Annotated in this window: 9 protein-coding genes and 1 pseudogene; 2 read left to right on the top strand and 8 right to left on the bottom strand. The window is 31.3% G+C overall.

The window, feature by feature from the left end:
- Positions 1-124 precede the first annotated feature (124 nt).
- Both EC396_RS00195 and EC396_RS00200 read left to right on the top strand, forming a co-directional pair.
- Positions 125-5020 (top strand): LamG-like jellyroll fold domain-containing protein, encoded by a 4896-nt coding sequence (locus tag EC396_RS00195; RefSeq protein ID WP_164975168.1) that lies wholly within the window; start codon positions 125-127, stop codon positions 5018-5020.
- Positions 5021-5320: 300 nt separating this feature from the next.
- On the top strand, positions 5321-10381 hold the full coding sequence (locus EC396_RS00200) for a LamG-like jellyroll fold domain-containing protein (protein ID WP_129364683.1): 5061 nt from the start codon (positions 5321-5323) through the stop codon (positions 10379-10381).
- Between the two features lie 121 nt (positions 10382-10502).
- On the opposite strand, the pseudogene EC396_RS00205 reads toward EC396_RS00200, so the two are convergent.
- The 8 genes and pseudogenes from EC396_RS00205 to EC396_RS00240 all read right to left on the bottom strand — a co-directional run bounded on the left by EC396_RS00205 (position 10503) and on the right by EC396_RS00240 (position 21175).
- Positions 10503-12755: pseudogene (locus tag EC396_RS00205) on the bottom strand (anion permease).
- 114 nt (positions 12756-12869) lie between these two features.
- Positions 12870-13535, bottom strand: a complete 666-nt coding sequence (phoU, locus tag EC396_RS00210) for a phosphate signaling complex protein PhoU (protein WP_129364684.1) — start codon at positions 13533-13535, stop codon at positions 12870-12872.
- Positions 13536-13547: 12 nt separating this feature from the next.
- Positions 13548-14387, bottom strand: coding sequence for a phosphate ABC transporter ATP-binding protein PstB (gene pstB, locus EC396_RS00215; RefSeq protein ID WP_255421308.1), 840 nt, complete (start codon positions 14385-14387; stop codon positions 13548-13550).
- Positions 14366-15220 (bottom strand): phosphate ABC transporter permease PstA, encoded by an 855-nt coding sequence (pstA, locus tag EC396_RS00220; protein ID WP_129364685.1) that lies wholly within the window; start codon positions 15218-15220, stop codon positions 14366-14368. Before pstA ends, pstB begins: the two co-directional genes overlap by 22 nt.
- Positions 15213-16091, bottom strand: a complete 879-nt coding sequence (gene pstC, locus EC396_RS00225) for a phosphate ABC transporter permease subunit PstC (protein WP_129364686.1) — start codon at positions 16089-16091, stop codon at positions 15213-15215. The genes pstA and pstC overlap by 8 nt, the downstream gene beginning before the upstream one ends.
- Before the next feature lie 75 nt (positions 16092-16166).
- Positions 16167-17120, bottom strand: coding sequence for a PstS family phosphate ABC transporter substrate-binding protein (locus tag EC396_RS00230; protein WP_129364687.1), 954 nt, complete (start codon positions 17118-17120; stop codon positions 16167-16169).
- 118 nt (positions 17121-17238) lie between these two features.
- The gene (locus EC396_RS00235) at positions 17239-18264 is read right to left on the bottom strand and encodes an outer membrane beta-barrel protein (RefSeq protein WP_129364688.1); all 1026 of its coding nucleotides are present in this window, start codon (positions 18262-18264) and stop codon (positions 17239-17241) included.
- A gap of 346 nt (positions 18265-18610) precedes the next feature.
- Complete coding sequence (locus EC396_RS00240) at positions 18611-21175, bottom strand: TonB-dependent receptor domain-containing protein (protein WP_129364689.1); 2565 nt, start codon at positions 21173-21175, stop codon at positions 18611-18613.
- Positions 21176-21306: the final 131 nt, after the last annotated feature.

Genomic DNA, 21306 nt, shown 5'->3' on the forward strand with positions numbered 1-21306 from the left:
CGTTTTTTTTTGTATATTTAAAAAACTAATTGTATAAAGTATGGGGGCAAATTACAATAAATATGGTTTGAAAATTTTCTTTCTTTTGTTTTTTCTTATAGGTTTTATAGGGAATTCTCAAACGATGCAGGTTAATATTTTTGGAGGAGCTGTTGTAAACAATGGAGATGTTATTAGTATAACAGCTGGGGAACGTTTGGAATTTCAAATAACAAACGTAGCTTCAAATTGTTCTAATTTAAATATTAAAAATATGTATTATACGAACTATCCAACGTATGATGCATATTATTATGGCTACACAAAAATAAAGCCAACAGATTGTAAAGGAAACAATGATTATTTAAATCTTATAATTTATAATAATGGTACAACTTGTAGTTCAAGTAGTTCAACTATTACTATAGAAACAAATAAAGGAGATTTTGAGTTTACATTACAAGTCACAGGGGCACCTGCTATTTCTGTTTCAGGAGGCTCTCCTTTAGCTTCAATTACCAATGGATCAGTTATAACATCAGATGATAATGGTACTTATTTTGGTGTTATTGAAAGCGGCAATACCATTACACACAATTTTGTAATCACAAACACAGGTAGTTGTGTTCTTACAATACCAACTTCGGCTATAACTAGTAGTATTGGTAATTTTACCATAGGTACACCTTTAAACCTTCCCTCATATTCTCCATTAACTTATCCTTTTGATATTAATCCTGGAGGATCAGTTGTAGTGCCAATCACATTTTCTGTTGGTGCATCTACAGGTACAGTAACTGGTACAATTACAATTCTAAATAATGACACCACTTTTACTTTTGATGTAAAGGCAGAAGTTTTTAATTATACTGGTCCAGGTCCAGGTGGTATTTCGGCCGATTTTAGGTTGTGGTTAAGGTCAAATAGAGGTGTTGTTAAAGATGGAAGTTCAAAGGTTTCTCTATGGACAGATAGAGGTACCAATGGTAAAAATGCTACTTCTGTTGTAGGAAATGAACCAACATATTATGATGATGCAGCACATAACCTAAATTTTAATCCTGTAATAAAATTCGAAAATAATGGAAGTACTATTAATCAATATTTAGAAAACGATATTAACGGATTTTATACGCAGGATATTTTTGTAGTTATTAAGCCAACAACCGATGTGGCAACTTCTTCAGCAATGACAATTTTGTCGGGTACAGTTTCTAATTATACCAATGTAGATGGTTCTTTTTCAGGAAATGCAAATTATAATAATGATGGAGATGCATTTACAAACGATGCAGATCCAGACTCAACTCCAACAGATGATATTACGGGTCTTGGTTTTGGAAATTTTGACACTAGCAATACCAGATTAACAGGTGAACGACTTTGGTATAATCAAGGTTCTATTTCTTCAAATCCATATTATACTATAGAAGGTTCAAATACAGAAACATATGCTAGTGCAGGTATTGTAAATGTTCATAATAATGCAGCAATAACCGCACAAAATATGGTTTACAATGGGGTTGATCAAACTAGTATACCAACTGGTAACATTACTTTTGGTAATTTAGGTTATGATAATTCTGGAACTTGGTTTGGAACTCCTTATAATATAGGTAAAAACATACACGATACCAATGGTAACTTAAATGGTTATGTTGCTGAAATTATGACCTATGCTACCCGAGTTCCTGATATAGATAGACCAAAAATAGAATCGTATTTGGCAATTAAATACGGAATTACCTTGGGTGTAAATGGCACAAGTAAAGACTATTATAATTCAGCAGGTACTAAAATTTGGGATATTACTGCCAATTCCGGATTTAACTATAATATTGCAGGTATTGGTAGAGATGATAATTCTGATTTAGATCAAAAACAATCTAAAAGTCAAAATGATCCAAATGATGTAACTATATATTTAGGAAATATTTTTGCTACCAACAATGCCAATTCACATGATTTTGGTTACAATTTAAATTATTTAATTTGGGGTTGTAACAATGGTAATTTTAGCGCAGACCCAGTAACAACATCTATTACATTAGGAACTGGTTACGCTTCAACCATCACAAAAATAAATAGAGAATGGAAAATTGTACCTACAACAGGTGTGGGTGAAGATGTAGGTGATGTATATGTAAGTATTCTAGAAACTGCGTTAACAACATCATTTTCAAAATTAGCATCAGAAGAATACGCCCTAGTAGTTGCCGATGATCCTAGTTTTGCAGCAGATAAAATAATTGATATTATACCGTTAAAATATAATGCGGTTTCAGGTAATTTATATACTTGGTATGATTTTGATCAAACCTTGTATTTTACTTTTGCAAAAGCTCCTCAAGTAGCTTCAAAAGGTGCTCTAAATTTAGGCACTACAGATTTTTTAGTAGGAGAATCAGGGTTAGATTTAGACATCTATAATTTTACAGTTTCTGCTTGGATTAGAACAGTAAATTCTAGCTCCAATCCACGAACTATTATGGCAAAAGGAGATAAAATACAAATGCGATTAAATACTTCAAATCAAATTGAAATTATTGTAGATGACACAGTTAATCCTGTATTTACTTCAACGGTAACTATTTCAGATACAAAATGGCATTATATATCATTTGCTTATAGCGGTGGAACAGTATTTTTATATGTAGATGGAGTTTTGGATAAATCTGTTCAAAATATACCTGCTCCAACCCCAAATTTTGGTCATTTTTCAGTAGGTGCATTGTATGATGATGATGTGTTTACAAACACATTTAATGGAGAAATTGATGAAATCACAGTATTTGATTACGCACTCACACAAGCTCAAGTACGATATTTAATGAATCAAGAAATTGTTAAAACTTCTGGAGGAAAGGTTAGTGGTGTGGTGATACCTGAAGCTACTGCAAGCAATGAATTAAGTGATAAAGATTGGAGTAAATTAAAAGCCTACTACGATTTTAATTCATTTTATGGTTCTACAGTACAAGGCTTAACAGATAGTCGAAATTTCTTAAGAATTAATTATTTAAATAAAGGAAAATCGGTTGTAACACCTCAAACTGCTCCTTTACCTTATGTTTCTAATAATGATGGCGAATGGGATACTGCTGAAACTTGGTTAAATTATAGCACTCAAATGCCGCCAAATAGTGTGGCTTTAGACGGTACTACTTCTATAAACTGGAACATTGTTGAGGTTTCACACAATATTTCCTCTGGTGATAGAGATATTTCAGTTTTAGGGTTAGTTCAAACTGCTGGAATAATAACAATTGCAGACCCATTACCAGCCTTACAAGATGAAAGTAATGATGGTCAAGGTTTATTTATAACACATTATTTAGAGTTAGATGGAGTAATTGATTTGGTTGGTGAATCTCAATTGATACAAGAAGTTGGAAGTGTTTTAGATGAAGATAGCGGGGGGTATATAGAGCGTGACCAACAAGGAACAGCAAGTAGTTTTAATTTTAATTATTGGTCATCTTCAGTAAATACAATAACTCCTTCCGGAGTTGGTCAAAGAGGAACTGGTATAGAAAGTACAAACACTGGAGATTCAGTTTTAGAATTTTTAATGGATGGATCAGATTCTACAACACCTAAGTCTATTAGTTATAATTCGTCTTATACATATGCTGATGCTAATTACTCTGGAAATAAAAGAATTAGTACTTACTGGTTATACAAATTTAACGGATTAGATACAGATTATACAGCATGGACTTCAATAAATGAAAATACCACAATATTACCAGGTGAAGGCTATACAATGAAAGGAACTTCAGGCAGTGAGGCAATTACAACCAATCAAAATTATGTATTCAAAGGAAAGCCTAATAATGGAGAAATTAAGTTACCTATTTTAGCTGATGAAGTAAGGTTGGTAGGAAACCCTTATCCTTCTGCATTAGATGCAAATGAGTTTATATTAGACAATATAAGTGTGGCAGATGGAGGAACTAATACAACAGGAAATATTTTTAATGGAGCGCTTTATTTTTGGGATCACTTTGGACAATCAGGTAGTCATAATTCAAGAGATTACGAAGGCGGATATGCAACTTATACTTTAATGGGTGGCGCAAAAGCTTATGCAAATGATTCTAGAATCAATGCTACTGGTGAGCGAGGTACAAAAAGACCAGAAAGATATATTCCTTTAAATCAAGGTTTTTTTGTAATTGCAGCTAATGATACCCTTACAAATTCGTTAAAAACCCCAATTGTCATTAGTGGTGGTGATATTGTATTTAAAAACAGTCAGCGTGTTTTTGAAAAAGAAAGAACTACAATAACAAATGAAGGTTCTGTATTTTTTAAAACCAATAAAAAAACAGCAACAGCTAAAAATCTAGACAACGATACACGTTCTAAAATTAGGTTGAAGTTTAATTCGCCTAAAGGTTTTCACAGGCAGTTATTATTAGGTGAAGATGAAAAAGCAACCAATAATTTTGATTTAGGTTATGATGCTCTAATAGCCGATTTAGGAAAAGAAGATATGTATTGGATTGTAAATGAAACAAAATATGTTATTCAGGCTGTAAATAATTTTAGCGAAATGGAAGAATTTTCGTTGGGATTAAAAATAGCAAAAACAGGTTTGGTAAGTATAGAAATTGATGATTTAGAGAACATAGATAGCAATACTGATATTTTTATAAAAGATGCTTTTTTAGGAACAACCAATAAAATTAACAATCAGCCATTCGAAATTAATTTAGATGCAGGTACTTATGAAAATCGTTTTTCTTTAACATTCGCACCAAAAAACACGTTAGCCGTTTCTAAAGAAACTTTAGAACAAGAAATGCAAATATTTATGAATAATGCTAATTCTGAACTTCGAATAAATAACACAAAACAAACTGAAATATTAAGTGTTAAATTATTCAACAGTCTGGGTCAATTACAAAATTATTGGAAAAATAATCTCAAAGATGTTACCATTACGCTACCAGTTAATAACAAAGTACCTGGAATGTATTTGGTTCAAATAAAAACAAATATAGGTTTAATAAATAAAAAAATTATTGTTGAATAATACATGTTATTTGCTGATATTTAGCTACTTATTGTTTTTTATTTATATAAAATAATTTTCATGTTTATTTTTTTTGTAAATTAGTATTTCAAAACCCCATTAATTATGAAAATAACCACAATTCTTATTTTAACACTTTTTTGAGCATTTATTAAAATAAATCTTTTGTATTTTAAACAATGTTTAAAGCTATCTAACTATTTTGTAATCATTTAATTACAATATATAGTACCTACTTAAAAAACGTATACATTTATAAGTTTAATTGAGTTTTTAAATAACATCTCAAACCCCTATGTTATGATAAAATCAATAAAATTGGCAATTTTAAGTTGCTTTTTTATACTCCCAGTTTGCGCTCAAACTACAATTGATTCATTTGATTTTGAATTTGGACTTGATAGTTGGACACAAAGTGCTGGAGATGATTTTGACTTAACTAGACTATCTGGTGGCACACCTTCAGCTGGTACAGGACCTAATATAGCTTCTTCAGGTAATTATTATATGTTTGCTGAAATGTCTAGCCCTAGATTAAACGGAGATGTTGCAATTTTTACTAGCCCTGTGATTGATTTAGCGGGATATATGCAACCAACATTTTCTTTTGATTATCATATGTATAGTAGCAACAGTATTAGTGATGTTGGAACTTTAGCTCTTGAAATAAATGAAAATAATACAGGTTGGCAATCAACTTCTTTTTCGTTAACAGGAAGTCAAAATGTAGATCAAAATACTTGGTTGTCAGGGCTTGTAGATTTATTAGCTTATCAAGGGAGTTTAGTGCAATTTAGGTTTGTAATTACTAGGGCAAATTCTTGGCAGGGTGATATAGCTTTTGATAATATAGCAATTGAAGGTACTGCTTTGGTTGCTGGTGTTGAAATTTATCTATCAGGTAACGGCATTTCAATTCCTTCAGGAAAAACTGCTTTTTCTGTAACAGACGGAACCGATTTTGGAAGTGTTAATTTGGCATCTAGTTCAATAGCGCAAACTTTTACTATAGAAAATTGGGGTTTAGATAATTTGGTGTTAAATAATTCGCCTTATGTTGTTATTACTGGAGCCGATGCGGCAAATTTTTCAGTAGATCTATCTTCAACAACATCGCCTATTTCTTCTGCAAATTCAACTACGTTTCAAGTTACATTTTCACCACTTTCTTTAGGTTCAAAAACTGCAACAATTCAAATTTCAAATAATGATTCTGATGAAAGTTTATACACTTTCAATATTGCAGGTTTTGGCGTTCAAAACTTTTTTGATAGTGATGGCGATGGTATTTTTGATAATGTTGATATTGATGATGATAATGATGGTATTTTAGATGCTATAGAAGAAAATACTTGTAAAAATTCTTCCATATCAATACCTGCAAATTATAAATTTTTAAATGAAACCTTTGGTACTTTAACTCCAGGTACTAGAACAACAATTAATACTTCATACAATGCAACTACCACATACTGTTATGAGCCTGGAACTGGCAGCGGTTCTTCTTGTGGCTCTACTTGGATTCTTGATGATGGTGAATATGTGGTTGTTTCAAAAATTGCAGGTACCATAGCTAGTGATCCAGAGAATATTCATGGCGATTTAGCTTGGACCAATGTGTTAGATCATACTCCTAATGATGGAGATACCGGAGGAATGGCCGTTTTTAACGCAGCTTGGGCTCCAGGTGTTTTTTATGAAACTACAATAACCGGTATTTTACCAAATGTTCCTATTACGTATAGTTTTTGGGTTTTAAATATTATGGCACAAAGTACTTATTCAGGCTCTATTTTACCCAATGTAACAGTACAATTTTTAGATTTATTAGGAAACGAAATTACAAGTATTGATACGGGCGAATTTGGTAGATGTGCTGCTGGTACTGGAGACAACACTTGTGCTGAAAATGAATGGCAAAATTTTACTCGAAATGACATTGTTTTAGGCAATGTAGATAAATTTATTGTTCGATTTATAAACAACGCTCCTGGTGGAGCTGGTAACGATTTAGCCCTTGATGATATTGTAATTTCTCAAACACTTTGTGATACGGATAGCGATGGAGTAGCAGATATTTTTGATTTAGATAGTGATAATGATGGTATTCCTGATGTTGTTGAAGCAGGTTTAGGAAGTTTAAGTGCAGGTACGGCTAAAATTCCTTTCCCTTCTGGTTGGGTTGATGCCAATGCAAATGGAATGCATGATGCTGCTGAAGGAAATATTCCGCTAGATTCTGATGGAGATGGAACTCCTAATTATTTAGACTTAGATAGTGATAATGATAGTATTTTTGATGTAGACGAATCGGGTGCTGGAAATATAGCAAATGCAACTTTTCAAAATGGTGATGGCGATATTTCAGGAAATGGTGTGGGGCAAGGTCCCGATACAGATTATGTTAGAGAAACCGATTATGAATCTGATGGAACCTTAGAATATTTTACCGATGGGATTTTAGATATTTACGATTATTTTAACGGAAATACTTTTGAGACTGCATACGGAAACGAAAACCAAGGTTTGGGAAATACGTATTATGTGTTAGATTCTGATGCTGATGGTATTCCAGATTATATGGATGTAACTTCTGATGGGGTAACTTTTGATATCTCACATACGTTATACGCAAACTTAGATGCCAATAATGATGGTGTTATTGATGATACAAATGATAGCGAAGGTGATGGAATTGTAGATTTATTTGATACTTCCGATGCTACTTTTGGTTCTCCAAGAGATTTAGATAGAAAATTGCATTTGTATTTTGATGGACGTAATGACTATGCTGAAGATATTGCAGTTATCAATGCTTGGGGTGAAGTAAGTATGATGTGTTGGGTAAAAATAGATCCTTCTTCAACAGGAATTCAACATATATTAGGACAAAATGAGTTTTTTATTCAATTAAATGCAGATAAAACCATTTCAGCACATGCAAGTGGAAGTAATTTAAACTATAGTACACCATTAACTCTAAATCAATGGGTGCATATTGCAACTACATATAGCAATTCAAACAATGAGTTTAAATTATTTATTAATGGTCAAGAAATTGCTGTTGATACTGGTATTTCAGGATCCTTATCTGCAGATACTTCATTGTTTACTTTGGGGAAAATTCCAGGTGGAAATAGTAATTTTTACCACGGATATTTAGATGAAGTAAGAGTTTTTAACAAGGCACTTTCTACCAACGAACTTCAAAAAATAGTGTATCAGGAAATTGAAAATAATAGTGGAATTGTAAGGGGAAGCATCATTCCTATGGATGTTACAAATTATATTGATGAAGCCACTGTAAATCCTTTAGATTGGACCTATTTGCAACGCTATTTTAAAATGGATGTTTATAAAGATGATATTATTGATGATTTAAGTACAGCGACTGTTGATATTGGTACTGGAGCTAAAATTTACAATATGAAAATTATTGATGTTCAAAATGCACCTTTGCCTTTTGTAACTAACCAATCAGGAACGCTTCCTACAGCAGTAAACCATTCAATTAATGGTGTAAACGGTAACGATGTTATTACATACGATTGGTCTATTGTGAAAATTTTACATGACGATGTTTATTTCAACAACAATCAAAAACATTTGGGCTTGTTTGTAAATCAATTAGACGCAAGTTTAAACCCAATAGAATTTAGTATTCAAAATAATTCAGAATTAAATGTAAGTTGGTATTTAAAATTAGATGGTTTTATTGATTTAGAAGGCAAATCACAATTGGTTCAGGGTGCAGAAAGTGTTTTAGATGAAGATAGTGCTGGTTATATTGAGCAAGATCAACAAGGTACCCAAAGTAGTTATAATTATAATTACTGGACATCATCAGTATCTCCAATTGCTGCAGGAGCAGGAACCAACAATGCAAGCAATGCTATTGCTGAAGTTTTGTTAGATGGAACTATAGAGAGTAATCCTGTTTCAATAAATTTTAAACCAGCATATACCGCGGCAGATGGAGCGGTTACATCACCAATAACTTTAAGTTCTTATTGGTTGTATACTTTTAACGGTACAAATAGCGATTATGACTCATGGGTTTCAATAAATGAAAATTCTTTATTAAAAGCAGGTGAGGGCTATACAATGAAAGGAACTTCAGGAGTTGCATCCATTACAGATTGTCAAAACTATGTTTTTAAAGGAAAACCTCACAATGGGGATATTACATTGAACATAGCTATAAATAATGATAGGTTAGTTGGAAATCCATACCCTTCAGCATTGGATGCAAATGCATTTATTTTAGACAATATAAATGATTGTGGAGGTAATGCAGCCACTAATATTTTTAATGGAGCTTTGTATTTTTGGGATCATTTTAGTGGAAAGACACATATTTTGAAGGAATATGTAGGTGGTTATGCAACTTATACAATAATGGGTGGCGCAAAAGCCTATGCAAATGATGAGCGTATTAACAACAATGGCTCATCTGGTGTTAAGGTTCCTGAAAGATATATTCCGGCAAATCAAGGATTTTTTGTAGTTGCAGCTATAGATACAGTGTCTAATTCTATTAATACGTCTGTAACAGGTGGAACAATAACTTTTAAAAATAGTCAAAGAAAATGTATTATTGAAGATTCTGGAAATTCGGTATTCTTAAAATCAACACATAAAAAAGAAGCTATAAAGGAAGCAATTATTGAAGAAGATACACGTCCAAAAATAAGATTGTTATTTAAATCTCCTACAGGTTATGAACGACAATTATTGGTTGGTGCTGATCAAAATGCTAGTAATGATTTTGATTTGGGTTATGATGGTTTGTTAATTGAAGATTACACTGCAGATATGTTTTGGACTTTTAGTGGTGCAAAATTTGTAATTCAGGCTATTAAAGAATTTGATACAAATCAACAATTAAAATTGGGCTTGGTAGTTGAAGCAAATGGATTAACAACCATAAGTATAGATTCTTTGGAAAATTTTGATACCAATACAAAATGTTATATTTATGATAATTTAACCAATAAAACCTATGATTTAACAGGTAATACCGCTCAAATTTATTTAGAAGCAGGAACATATTTAGATCGTTTTGACCTTAGATTTAAAGCTCAAAATACTTTAGCTATTGACAATGCCGAAATTTTAGCCAATAAAATTCAGGTATTTGTAAATAACAATTCAAACGAACTTCAAATTAATAACAATTTAAATACAGATATACAATCAATAAATTTATACAATAGTTTAGGTCAAAAAATGCATACTTGGAATAAAAACCTTCAAAATACCCAACTTGTATTTAATTTAAATATCAAAACAACAGGAGTTTATATGGCTCAGGTAAATACTACAGAAGGAAGTTTTACTAAAAAAGTAATTATTGAATAGCTAAAAGGTTTAGCAATAAGTCAATATTTGTAATAGTGTTTAAATTTTGTGGAATAAAAAAGTCTGTACTTAAATTAATTAGTACAGACTTTTTTTATTTAGAAATTTATCAAACTTTATACTAATGAATGTTTAGCTCTAATAAATTTTTAGTTGATTTTAACATGTCTTCAATTTCTAATAAGATGTTAAAATACAAAGTAGCATTTTTAGGGCTAGATTCTGTAGTTCTAGTGCGTTCTACTTGCTTTTTAGCACATAGTGCAACCTCTCTTAATAATTGACTTATTTCCTCGTTTAATTCAGGAATATTTTTAAAAGCACTGTTGTTAAAAAGTGTACTTACTTTTTTACAAATTGCATCAACTTTTAGTTGAATATCTTTCAATTCTTTTGATTGATTTTTCTTTAAACTTTGATGGTTGTTATTTACGTGCTTATGTGTAATTTTTGCAATAAAACCAACTGACTGAGTAATGTCTTGCAATTCACCAATAACATTGATATAAAATGTACTTGCATCTATTGAAGATTCTTGTAAATTTTTAATAAAATAGAAAGTATTGTTTTGTAAATCTTCAATTTCACTTTCTAGTTTTAATACCGATTTTTTAGCTTTTTTAAGTACAGAAACATTTTCAGTAATTAAACCATCAATAGCGTTTTCATTAATCCTGTTAACGCGTTTAAAAACTTTAGCTATGTTTTTTGCACTTTCTACAACAACACCATCAGTTGAAACACTTTCAGTATGAGTTAAACTATCTTCTTCTGGTACAAGTTTTGATTTTTTAATGTATGATAAAGAGTTTCTAATTATTAACAATACTGCAACAATTAAAAGTACAACTATCATAGTAATACCACCAATATGAATTAAATAAGCAACCAAACCAGCAGCTAAAAACGCTACAATAGCAGTAAAAAACCAACCTCCAATTACATTTAAAACACCAGCAACTCTATAAACTGCACTTTCGCTTCCCCAAGCTCTATCAGCCAATGAAGAACCCATTGCAACCATAAAAGTAACATAAGTTGTTGAAAGTGGTAATTTATAAGAAGTAGCAATTGAAATTAATACACTGGCAACCATTAAATTTACAGCAGCTCTTACATAATCAAAAGCAGGTAAATCTTTTGCTTTTTTAGAGTCTAAATGAAGTACAGGTTTTTCAAACTGTTTGTCTATTTTATCTAAAATTGGTTGAGGTGTTTTTAATAAAAAATATTTTGAAACTGCTTTTGAACTTCTAACCAATGATCTTGATAAAAAATTAGGTTCAAAACGTTCTTGAGACGATCCTTCTCTCGATAAATTTAATTCGGTTTGGGTAACGTATCTGGCTTTTTTTGAAAACCACAAAGTTAGTACCATTACAATTCCTGAGATAAACAATAAAATTGTTGGTGTTGGTACTTTTTTAGCTAAGAAACTCATTTCAAAAGCATCAGGAGCAATTCCAGAAACAACCCAAGCTTCGTATGATTGGTATGCAGCAATAGGCACACCAATAAAGTTTACCAAATCGTTTCCTGCAAATGCCAAAGCCAAACCAAAAGTACCTGCAATAATAATAATTTTATAAATATTAAACTTAAATATTGAAACTAACAAGTAGGAAACTAAAGACCATACAACCAAGTTTACCAGTACAATTAAAGAAACAAATTTTTCTAAAAATTCTTTAATTGTTAAGCCATTGGTTATGTCGTAATGCTCTCCTGCAAAGCTAGTACCTCCAATACCTTTCATTAAAATAAAATAGATAATACCAGTTAAAGCAATACCTCCAAATAAAGATCCTACCCAATTTGGTTTTTCTTCAAATTTAAAGGAAAGTAACAATCTAGTTATGTATTGTATCAATGCACCTATAGAAAATGCAATAACTACAGACAACAAAATACCGACAATAATTTCGGTGGCTTTTGAAGTATTTATATAATTTACAACATCAGAAAATTGACCGTCGGCAGCACTAATTTTAATCAGTGCAACTGCAACTGCGGCACCTAACAATTCAAAAACAATAGAAACTGTTGTTGAAGTTGGCATTCCAATGGTATTAAAAAAATCGAGTAACAAAATATCGGTAATCATAACCGCCATAAAAATGACCATAATGTCGCTAAACATTAGCATTTCGGGGTTAAAAATTCCTTTACGTGCAACTTCCATCATTCCACTTGAAAAAACAGCACCAAAGGCTACACCAATACTGGCAACAATTAAAATGGTTTTCATTTAAATTGCTTTAGAACCGATGGCTGAATTTAAAAAGTTAACAGCATCGTTACTAACACCAACAACTAAATCTGCAATTGCCAAAATCCCTAAGGCAACAATCATAAATAAGTATATATTTTCCATATAAATAGGATGTATTATTTTGTGGGTAAAAGTAAGTTAAATTTAATAATTTTTAGTTTTTTGAAAAGTAAAAAAAATGAGCGCCAAAAGCACCCATTTATAATTACATAAATTTTATTTTTTCTTCTTATGTTTTAATACCTCAGCTTCTAAGTAAAAAATAATTTCTTCAGCAATATTTTTTATCAAATCGCCAACACGTTCATATTTTTTAATTATTGCAAAAAGCAGTAAAGTTTGGTTAATAACACCATTGTCTTTTTTTATTTCTTCTTCAATAATGGCATATGAATTTGCATTTATTTTATCTAAAACTTTGTCTTTTTTAAATACTTTTCGTGCAAATGAGGCATCTTTAGATTCAAAAGCAGTTGTAATATCATCAAACATTGAAGTAATTGTTTCGTAAATTTTATCGAATTTCAATACTTCAAATAAATTTGGTTGAATTTTTTTATCTTGGTCAACTATAATTCTAGATATACCATAAGCGTGATCTCCTATGCGTTCTAAATCAAAATTTATTTTTAGAACTGCCATTACAAAACGCAAATCAACAGCAACAGGATTGTATAAAGCTAAAAACTTTTCACAATCGTTTTGCAATTTTAAATCTAGTGCATTTACCCTGTTTTCAGTATTTATTACTTCTTCAGCTAAGTCTGTATCGTGTGTTAAAAAAGCTTCAGTTGCTTTTTCTATTTGTGAAATGCATAATGACAACATTTCTAGCCCAGTTTGATTTAGTTGGGCACGTTCTTGTTCAGCATTTATAACCATAAAAATATGTTTTTATCCAAAACGACCCGTAATGTAATTTTCGGTTTGTTTTTTGGATGGTTTTGTAAAAATAGTTTTTGTTTTATCGTATTCAATCAATTCACCTAAGTAGAAAAAAGCGGTGTAATCACTAATTCTACTTGCTTGTTGCATATTGTGTGTAACAATAATAATGGTGTATTTTTCTTTTAATTCGAAAATTAAATCTTCAATTTTTGCTGTTGAAATTGGATCCAAGGCCGATGTTGGCTCATCCATTAAAATAATTGATGGTTCTACAGCCAAAGTACGTGCAATACACAAACGTTGTTGTTGACCACCAGACAATGCCAAAGCCGATTTTTTTAAATTGTCTTTTACTTCGTCCCAAAGATCGGCTTGTTTTAAAGCTTTTTCAACACGTGCATTGATAAATTTTTTGTCTTTTATACCTTGAATTTTTAAGCCATAAGCAACGTTTTCAAAAATTGATTTTGGAAAAGGATTTGGTTTTTGAAAAACCATTCCAATTTCTTTTCTCAACTCTTCAACCAATACTTTTTTTCCGTAAATATTGTTGCCTTGTAACTTAATTTTACCTTCCATTTTAAATCCATCAACATAATCATTCATTCTATTAAATAAACGAAGAAATGTAGATTTTCCACAACCTGAAGGGCCAATAAAAGCAGTAACTGTATTTGGTTTAATTTTCATGGTTATCCCTTTGATAGCCATAAAATCTTCGTACCAAACTTTTATATCCTTAGCATCAATACGTGCTGCGTGATTTTCATCTTCAGCAATTGCCGAAGAAATATTTATATTTTTTTCTATTGCTTTTTCCATGGTTACTTTAATTTCTTTTGCCATTTATTTCTAAAATAAACTGCAATTCCATTCATTACAAATGTAATTAATAATAAGATTATAATTGCTGCTGCTGCATTTTCAACAAAACCGTGTTGAGGTCTAGAAATCCAGTTAAAAATTTGAATTGGTAAAACTGAAAATTCATCCATTGGACTTGCTGGAGCAAAAGGTACATAAGCCAATGCGCCTACAACAATTAACGGTGCAGTTTCACCAACGGCTCTTGAAAGTGCTAAAATTACACCTGTTAAAATACCACCACCTGATGCTGGTAATATTTGGTTCCAAATAGTTTGCCATTTTGAAGCTCCTAAAGCATAAGAGGCATCTCTTAACGATTGAGGAATTGCTTTTACAGATTCACGTGTTGCAACAATTATAATTGGAAGAATTAATAACGATAGGGTTAACGCACCTGCTAAAACACTGGCTCCTAAACCCATAATGCGTACAAAAACTTCCAAACCTAATAAACCGTAAATAATGGATGGTACACCAGCCAAGTTAGAAATGTTAATTTCTAACAATGCCGAAAGTCTATTTTTTTTGCTGTATTCTTCTAAGTAAACACCAGCAGCAACACCAACAGGAAAAGCAATAATTGTAGTTAACAATAATATCCAAATACTGCCCATTAATGCGGTGTAAATACCAGATTTTTCAGCCTTTCTTGAAGGCAAATCGGTAATAAAATCCCAGTCAATACGCTGAATACCATCTATTAAAATGTCGCCAATAAAAACAACCAATAAAATAAGTGCAAAAAGCGTACAAGCTATTCCCCAAAATTTGAATAGCTGATCTTTCAATCTATTTTTTTGAATACTATTCATATTTTTGTCTGTATTTTTTTCGAATGTAAAAACTCAAAGTGTTTAGTAAAAAGGTAAAAACAAACAAGGTAATACCAGCTGCAAAAATGGTTCTATATTCAATAGATCCATGTTGAACGTCACCTAAACTAACCTGTACAATGTATGCTGTAATTGTTTCTACAGGCACTGTTGGGTCAAAAGTTAAACGTGGTTGTTGACCAGCTGCAATGGCTACAATCATAGTTTCTCCAATAGCTCTTGAAATGGCTAAAATAATGGAAACTATAATTCCTGATGAAGCTGCCGGAACCACAACTTTAAATGCTGTTTGCAATTTAGTTGCACCCATTCCGTATGAAGCTTCTCTCATTGCTTTTGGTACAGCGTGCAAAGCATCTTCGCTTAATGAAGATATAAAAGGAATAATCATTATTCCCATAACAATACCTGCCGAAAGTGAGTTAAAACCTGATAAGTCTGGTATAATTTGTTGTAAAAATGGTGTTACTACAATTAAGGCAAAAAATCCGTAAACAACAGTAGGTATAGACGCCAATAATTCCAATAAAGGTTTTATTGTTTTTCTAAAACTTTTTGGAGCATATTCACTTAAATAAATACTGATAGATAAACCTACAGGAAGTGCGACTGAAATTGCAATAAATGAAGTTAATAATGTTCCTGAAAGTAGTGGTAATATACCGTAATGTTTATCGGTAAACAAAGGTGTCCATTGAGAATCGGTTAAAAAGTCTACGATAGAAACTTCACTAAAAAACTGAAAAGCTTCAACCGCTAAAACTGAAATGATTCCAAAAGTAACAGCAATTGTTATTAAGGCACTAGATAAAAGTGACTTTTCAATTACAAATTCTTTTATTTTACGCATCGAAAATTTTTTAAAAAGGGAAATCAGTTGTCATTTTTGACAACTGATTTTCCCTAACTCTTTCCTTTTTCACTATTATTTATTGCTTTCAACAAAAGCTTTGAAGTTTTCTTTTTGTTTTGTGTAAAGTTCTGCAGGTAATGGAATATAACCAACATCTTCAGACAATTCACCTGCGTTGTCTATGTAAAAGTTTACAAATTCTATAACTTCAGGAAGTTTTACAGAAGTACTGTTTACGTAAACAAATAAAGGTCTTGATAATGGGCTGTAAGTACCGTTGCTTACTGTTTCTAAAGTTGGTTTTACAACTTCAGTACCGTTATTTACACCTATTAAAGTTAATTTGTCTTTGTTTTCAGCATAGTAAGCCAATCCAAAAAATCCTAAAGCGTATTTATCTCCTGCGATACCTTGTACCAAAACGTGATCATCTTCACTTGCGGTAAAATCACCACGGCTTGAACCACTTTTACCAACAATTGCTTCCGTAAAATAATCGTATGTTCCAGATGCAACTCCAGGACCAAATAAGTGAATTTCTTCGTTTGGCCATTCTGGTCTAATTTGGTTCCATTTCATAATTACCCCTTGTGCTGCAGGTTCCCAAATCATTTTTAATTCTTCAACAGTAAAGCTGTCTACCCAAGTATTTTCAGGGTTTACCAATACAGCTAAACCATCATAAGCTACTTCTAATTCTAAATAAGTAATGTTATTTTCAGCACAAGCTGCTTTTTCTTTGTCTTTTATTGGGCGAGAAGCGTTTGATAAATTTGTTTCACCTCTTGAGAATTTTTGAAATCCACCACCAGTTCCAGATACTCCAATAGTAACTTTTACGCCAGATTGTACTGTTCTAAATTCTTCGGCAACTGCTTCTGTAATTGGGTATACCGTACTTGATCCATCAACACTAATTGTACCTTCTAGTTGTACAGTATCGTTGGTAGTTTCTTTTTGTTCTTTTTTATTTCCACAAGCTGTTACAGCAAGTGCAATTGATAGGATAAATGCTAATTTTTTCATTATTGTTTTAGTCTTTAAATTTGTATTGCAAATAAATGACTTTGCTGTTAAGTGTATGTTATGTGAAAATAAAATAAACATAAACACTTTGTTAAGTCATTGTTAATTGGATTGCTTTTTAGAAAGCAAACTCTAAGTTAAGGTAAAAAAATGAAAGATTTTTTTTATCAATTTCTGTATAGTCGTGATTTCTGTAGTTTAGTGAAGTATTTATACCTTTTCTAACTTTGTACTCTACACCTGCAATTATGGTATTACCATCTTCTAAATTATTCCAAGAAGTTTGTTCAGAGTTTAAAGTATTAGAGTGGACAATATCAAAACGAGCAAATACATCCCATTTTTTGTTTATATCGTAGGCACCATAAAATGAAAGTCCAGTTTCGTCGTAACCTTTAGCTAGTGTATTGTATGTAATTGCATTTTGCATTAAATTGTATTCTGCACCAATTCTAAATACATTCTCCATTTTATAACCTGCAAAAAATGCCAAGTTGGTCATTGTTGTTTTTGTATCTGGAATTTTTGAATCAATTCCTTTCATAACATCAACATATCCCTTTAAAGTTAAACTTTTAATAGGATTGTAAACCACGTTTAAAGCATATCTATTATTTCCTGTTTGATCTTGTAGGTTGGTATAACCTTCACCATTAACAATAGTAACATCAAATCTAAATTTTTCACTAACTTTAAATGCCCCCATAACACCTAGGTCGGCACTTGCTCCAAATTTGTATTCATCGTCTAAAGATTTGTACAAATATCTATATTGCCAAAAATCTTCTTGTACTTTAAATTGTTGTAATCCAAAAATACCAGCAGTTAGCGTTATCCAATCGTTGGCTTTGTAGTCTAATTGCGCATTTTTTACAAATAAAGTATATTGGCTACCAGCAGAATTTTTACCAGCATCTAATAATACTTTGGCTGAAAATTTGTCATCAAATTTGTATTTATAACCAAAATAAACACGTGTTAGCTCAAATGCCCCAACTTGATCTTCGTTTGAGTTTGTATTTACGTGATAATTGAAATAAATTTTACCAGTAACGGCACCTTTTGGGTTTTCGGAATTTTCTTGCGAAAAAGTAATAGCAGACACCATTACAAAAAATACGAATATTAATTTGTTTAATTTCATTATGAATAATATTAAGTTTTTAGTCGCAGCAAATAACCCACGCTAATGTTAAGTTAATGTTAAGAAGGTGTTATTATAAAAACAATATTTTAAATAATAAATACCATTTATAACTTGTTTAAACTTGAATATTGTTGAAGTTTGTTTTTAGATAAAAAAAGGGGCTGTTTAAAAAGCATCAAAACGCGTTATTCTGAATTTATTTACTCACATCCTTTAGGAATTTGTAAATCTACAATTTCAGAATCTCATCACATTGGAAATCAGCCATTGTGAGAGCCTAAATCAAGTTCAGGTTGACGAAAAGTTTACTTTTTAGACAGCCCTTTTAAGGGTTGAAAATTATTTATTTGAAGTGTTTTTCGGCTTCAAAATCTTTCGCTTTTTTCGCTTTTTTACCAGTCATATTAAGAGCGTAGGTAACTCCTAATTCTACAATTGGACCGTTGCGAACATAAGTTGTTTCTTGGTAAAAAATTTGATCGTTATTGCTATTAAATGCGTTGGTGTCTAAACCTTCAATATTTGAACCAAATATGTCTAAACCTCTTAATGAAAAGCTCCAGTCTTTTAATTTTTTTGGTTTGTAACTAAATGCAGCATTTGCTATTTGATAGAAATCGTTTTGACCTTGTGAGGTAATGGTTGCCGATTTTAAGTTGTAATCCATATTAAACTTTACTTCTTCTGTTAGGTTTAAATTAAGGTTGGCTTTTAATGACCAGTTTGTGCTGTTATTGTCAATATCATAACCAAAAACTTCCCCTTTTATGGTGTAATAATATAAAGATCCGCCTAAAAATAAATCTACATATTTACCTAAATAAACATCGGCATTTATTTCACCACCAAGTGATGTTGAGTTACCAGCATTTGTATAACTTCTAATTAATACATTTTCTTGTAAAATATCATATAAATCTGGATTTTCAATAGCTGTTGTAGTTGTATTTACTCTAAAAACAGCATTGTTAACACCACGGTAAAAACCAGTAATGTCTAAAGTTGTTTTTTTAACTTTAGTATTGTAAGTTAATTCTACATTGTTGGTGTATTCTGATTCTAATTCAGGATCTCCAAGTACATAAACTTCGTAGTGACGACGGTATAAAAATGGTGATAAGGTAGTTGCTGACGGACGGTTAATGCGTCGGCTTGCAGCCAATATCAAACTATTTTCATTAGAAACAGGATAACTTAAATGTACAGATGGAAAGAAATCTAGTTTTGTATGGTCAAAATCTGATGTCCCAGAGTTGTTAAATAAGTTCAAATAATCGGTATTTGTTACGTGCATTTTTTGATCTTCTAACTCTATTCTTAAACCAACTATATAGTCTAATTTTCCAGTTTTACCTGTAAAATCGGCATAACCAGCATAAACACCTCTACGCATATCAATAGCGTTATTTAAGTCTTTTGTAACTAAATCATTATCAAAAGTAAAGTCTCCAGCAATAGCTACATTATTGCTTCTAACACCTATTTTTAATGCATTAAAATCGTTGTATTTGATAGCATAATCTGCAGAAAAAATAAATCCGTGAAGCGGTGTATCATCAGCCATAGAATATTGTTGTTCAACAATTGAACCAGCAGTATCAGTAGTAGGATTGTAATCGTAATTTTGATTTGTAAGTTCTCTGCTTAATTGAGAATTTTCATAAGAACCTGCAATTTTTAAATTTTTATTTTCAGTAAAATCTATTGAATAATCGGCATTAAATGTGTTGTATTGTCCGTATCTATTGTCTGTATTAGGGTTGTAAATCCAATCTTCAGAAGCCAAGTCTTTATTAGAGCCATCAGCATCTGCATAATAGTTGTTGTAAATATAGTAAGCAGCTCTTCCTTCAGTTCTGTTTCCGTAAGAATACGTAAGCGAAAGTTTTTCTTTTTCACTTAAATTAAAATCTACTCCTGCATTTGCAGTGTAATATTCGTACCATTCAGGGCGTTCACCAGTGGCATCCATATGAAAATATTCGCCTTCAGGAGCTTTTACCAAAACACGTGCTTCACCATATCTTTTTCCGTTTATATTTCTTTTATTGTAATTAAAACCACCATAAAACGAAATATTTTTAGTGTTGTACATTAAATTTAAACCACCACCATATCGGTCGTTGTTCATTTTATAATCGCTGTATTTATCGTTAAGATTAGACCAAGGAGAACCTCCAATTAAACCATTTGCGCTTAATGATAAACCTTCAACACCATTTGTTTTAGTGGTAATATTTATAATTCCACCTTTTCCTTGAGAATCAAAACTTGCAGTTGGCACGGTAATAACATCTACTTTGTTTACATTGTTTCCAGCAATTTGAGACAACAAAACAGCTGCGTCTATTTGTGTTGGTTTTCCGTTTAAATAGACCTGAAAATTGGAAGTTCCTCTTACTGAAACTTCACCACTAGGATCTACAGAAACCGAAGGTAATTTATTTAAAACATCAGCAGCAGTTCCTCCTTTAGCAGTTTCAAAATCGCTAGGATTGTAAGTTTTTCTGTCAATTTTTGTAGATTGAATTTTGTTTGTTGCTGTTATAGCTATTTCATTTAAAGCTTCTGTTGAAGTATTTAAATAAACATTATTTACAGTTATTTTTGAATGTTGTTTATTTACAACAATGTTATTTATGGTTTTTGGATTGTACCCCATAAATGAAACTTCAATAGTATAAGTTCCATATGGAATTGCGGTAGCCTTGAATTTTCCATTTTCATTTGAAACAATACCATCAATTGTTTTTGAAGATAAAGCATCAGTGATAACAATTGTTGCGTAAGGAATTCCTTCTTTAGATTCGTTATCTAATACTTGGCCATTTATACTTCCTTGTTGTGCAAAAAGTGTGTTTGTTGCAATAAAAATAAATAATGTAAATATTTTGAACTTAGCTGTCATTTTTTATGAATTTTTTAAAACAATTTGCGAATGTAATATAAATTACATAATTGTAAATTGCATTTTTTTAAAAATATAAATAAATGCTGTTTTGAGCATAAAAAAAGGGAAACACAGCGTGTTTCCCTTTT

Source organism: Lutibacter sp. HS1-25, from assembly GCF_004121075.1.
GTDB lineage: Bacteria > Bacteroidota > Bacteroidia > Flavobacteriales > Flavobacteriaceae > Lutibacter.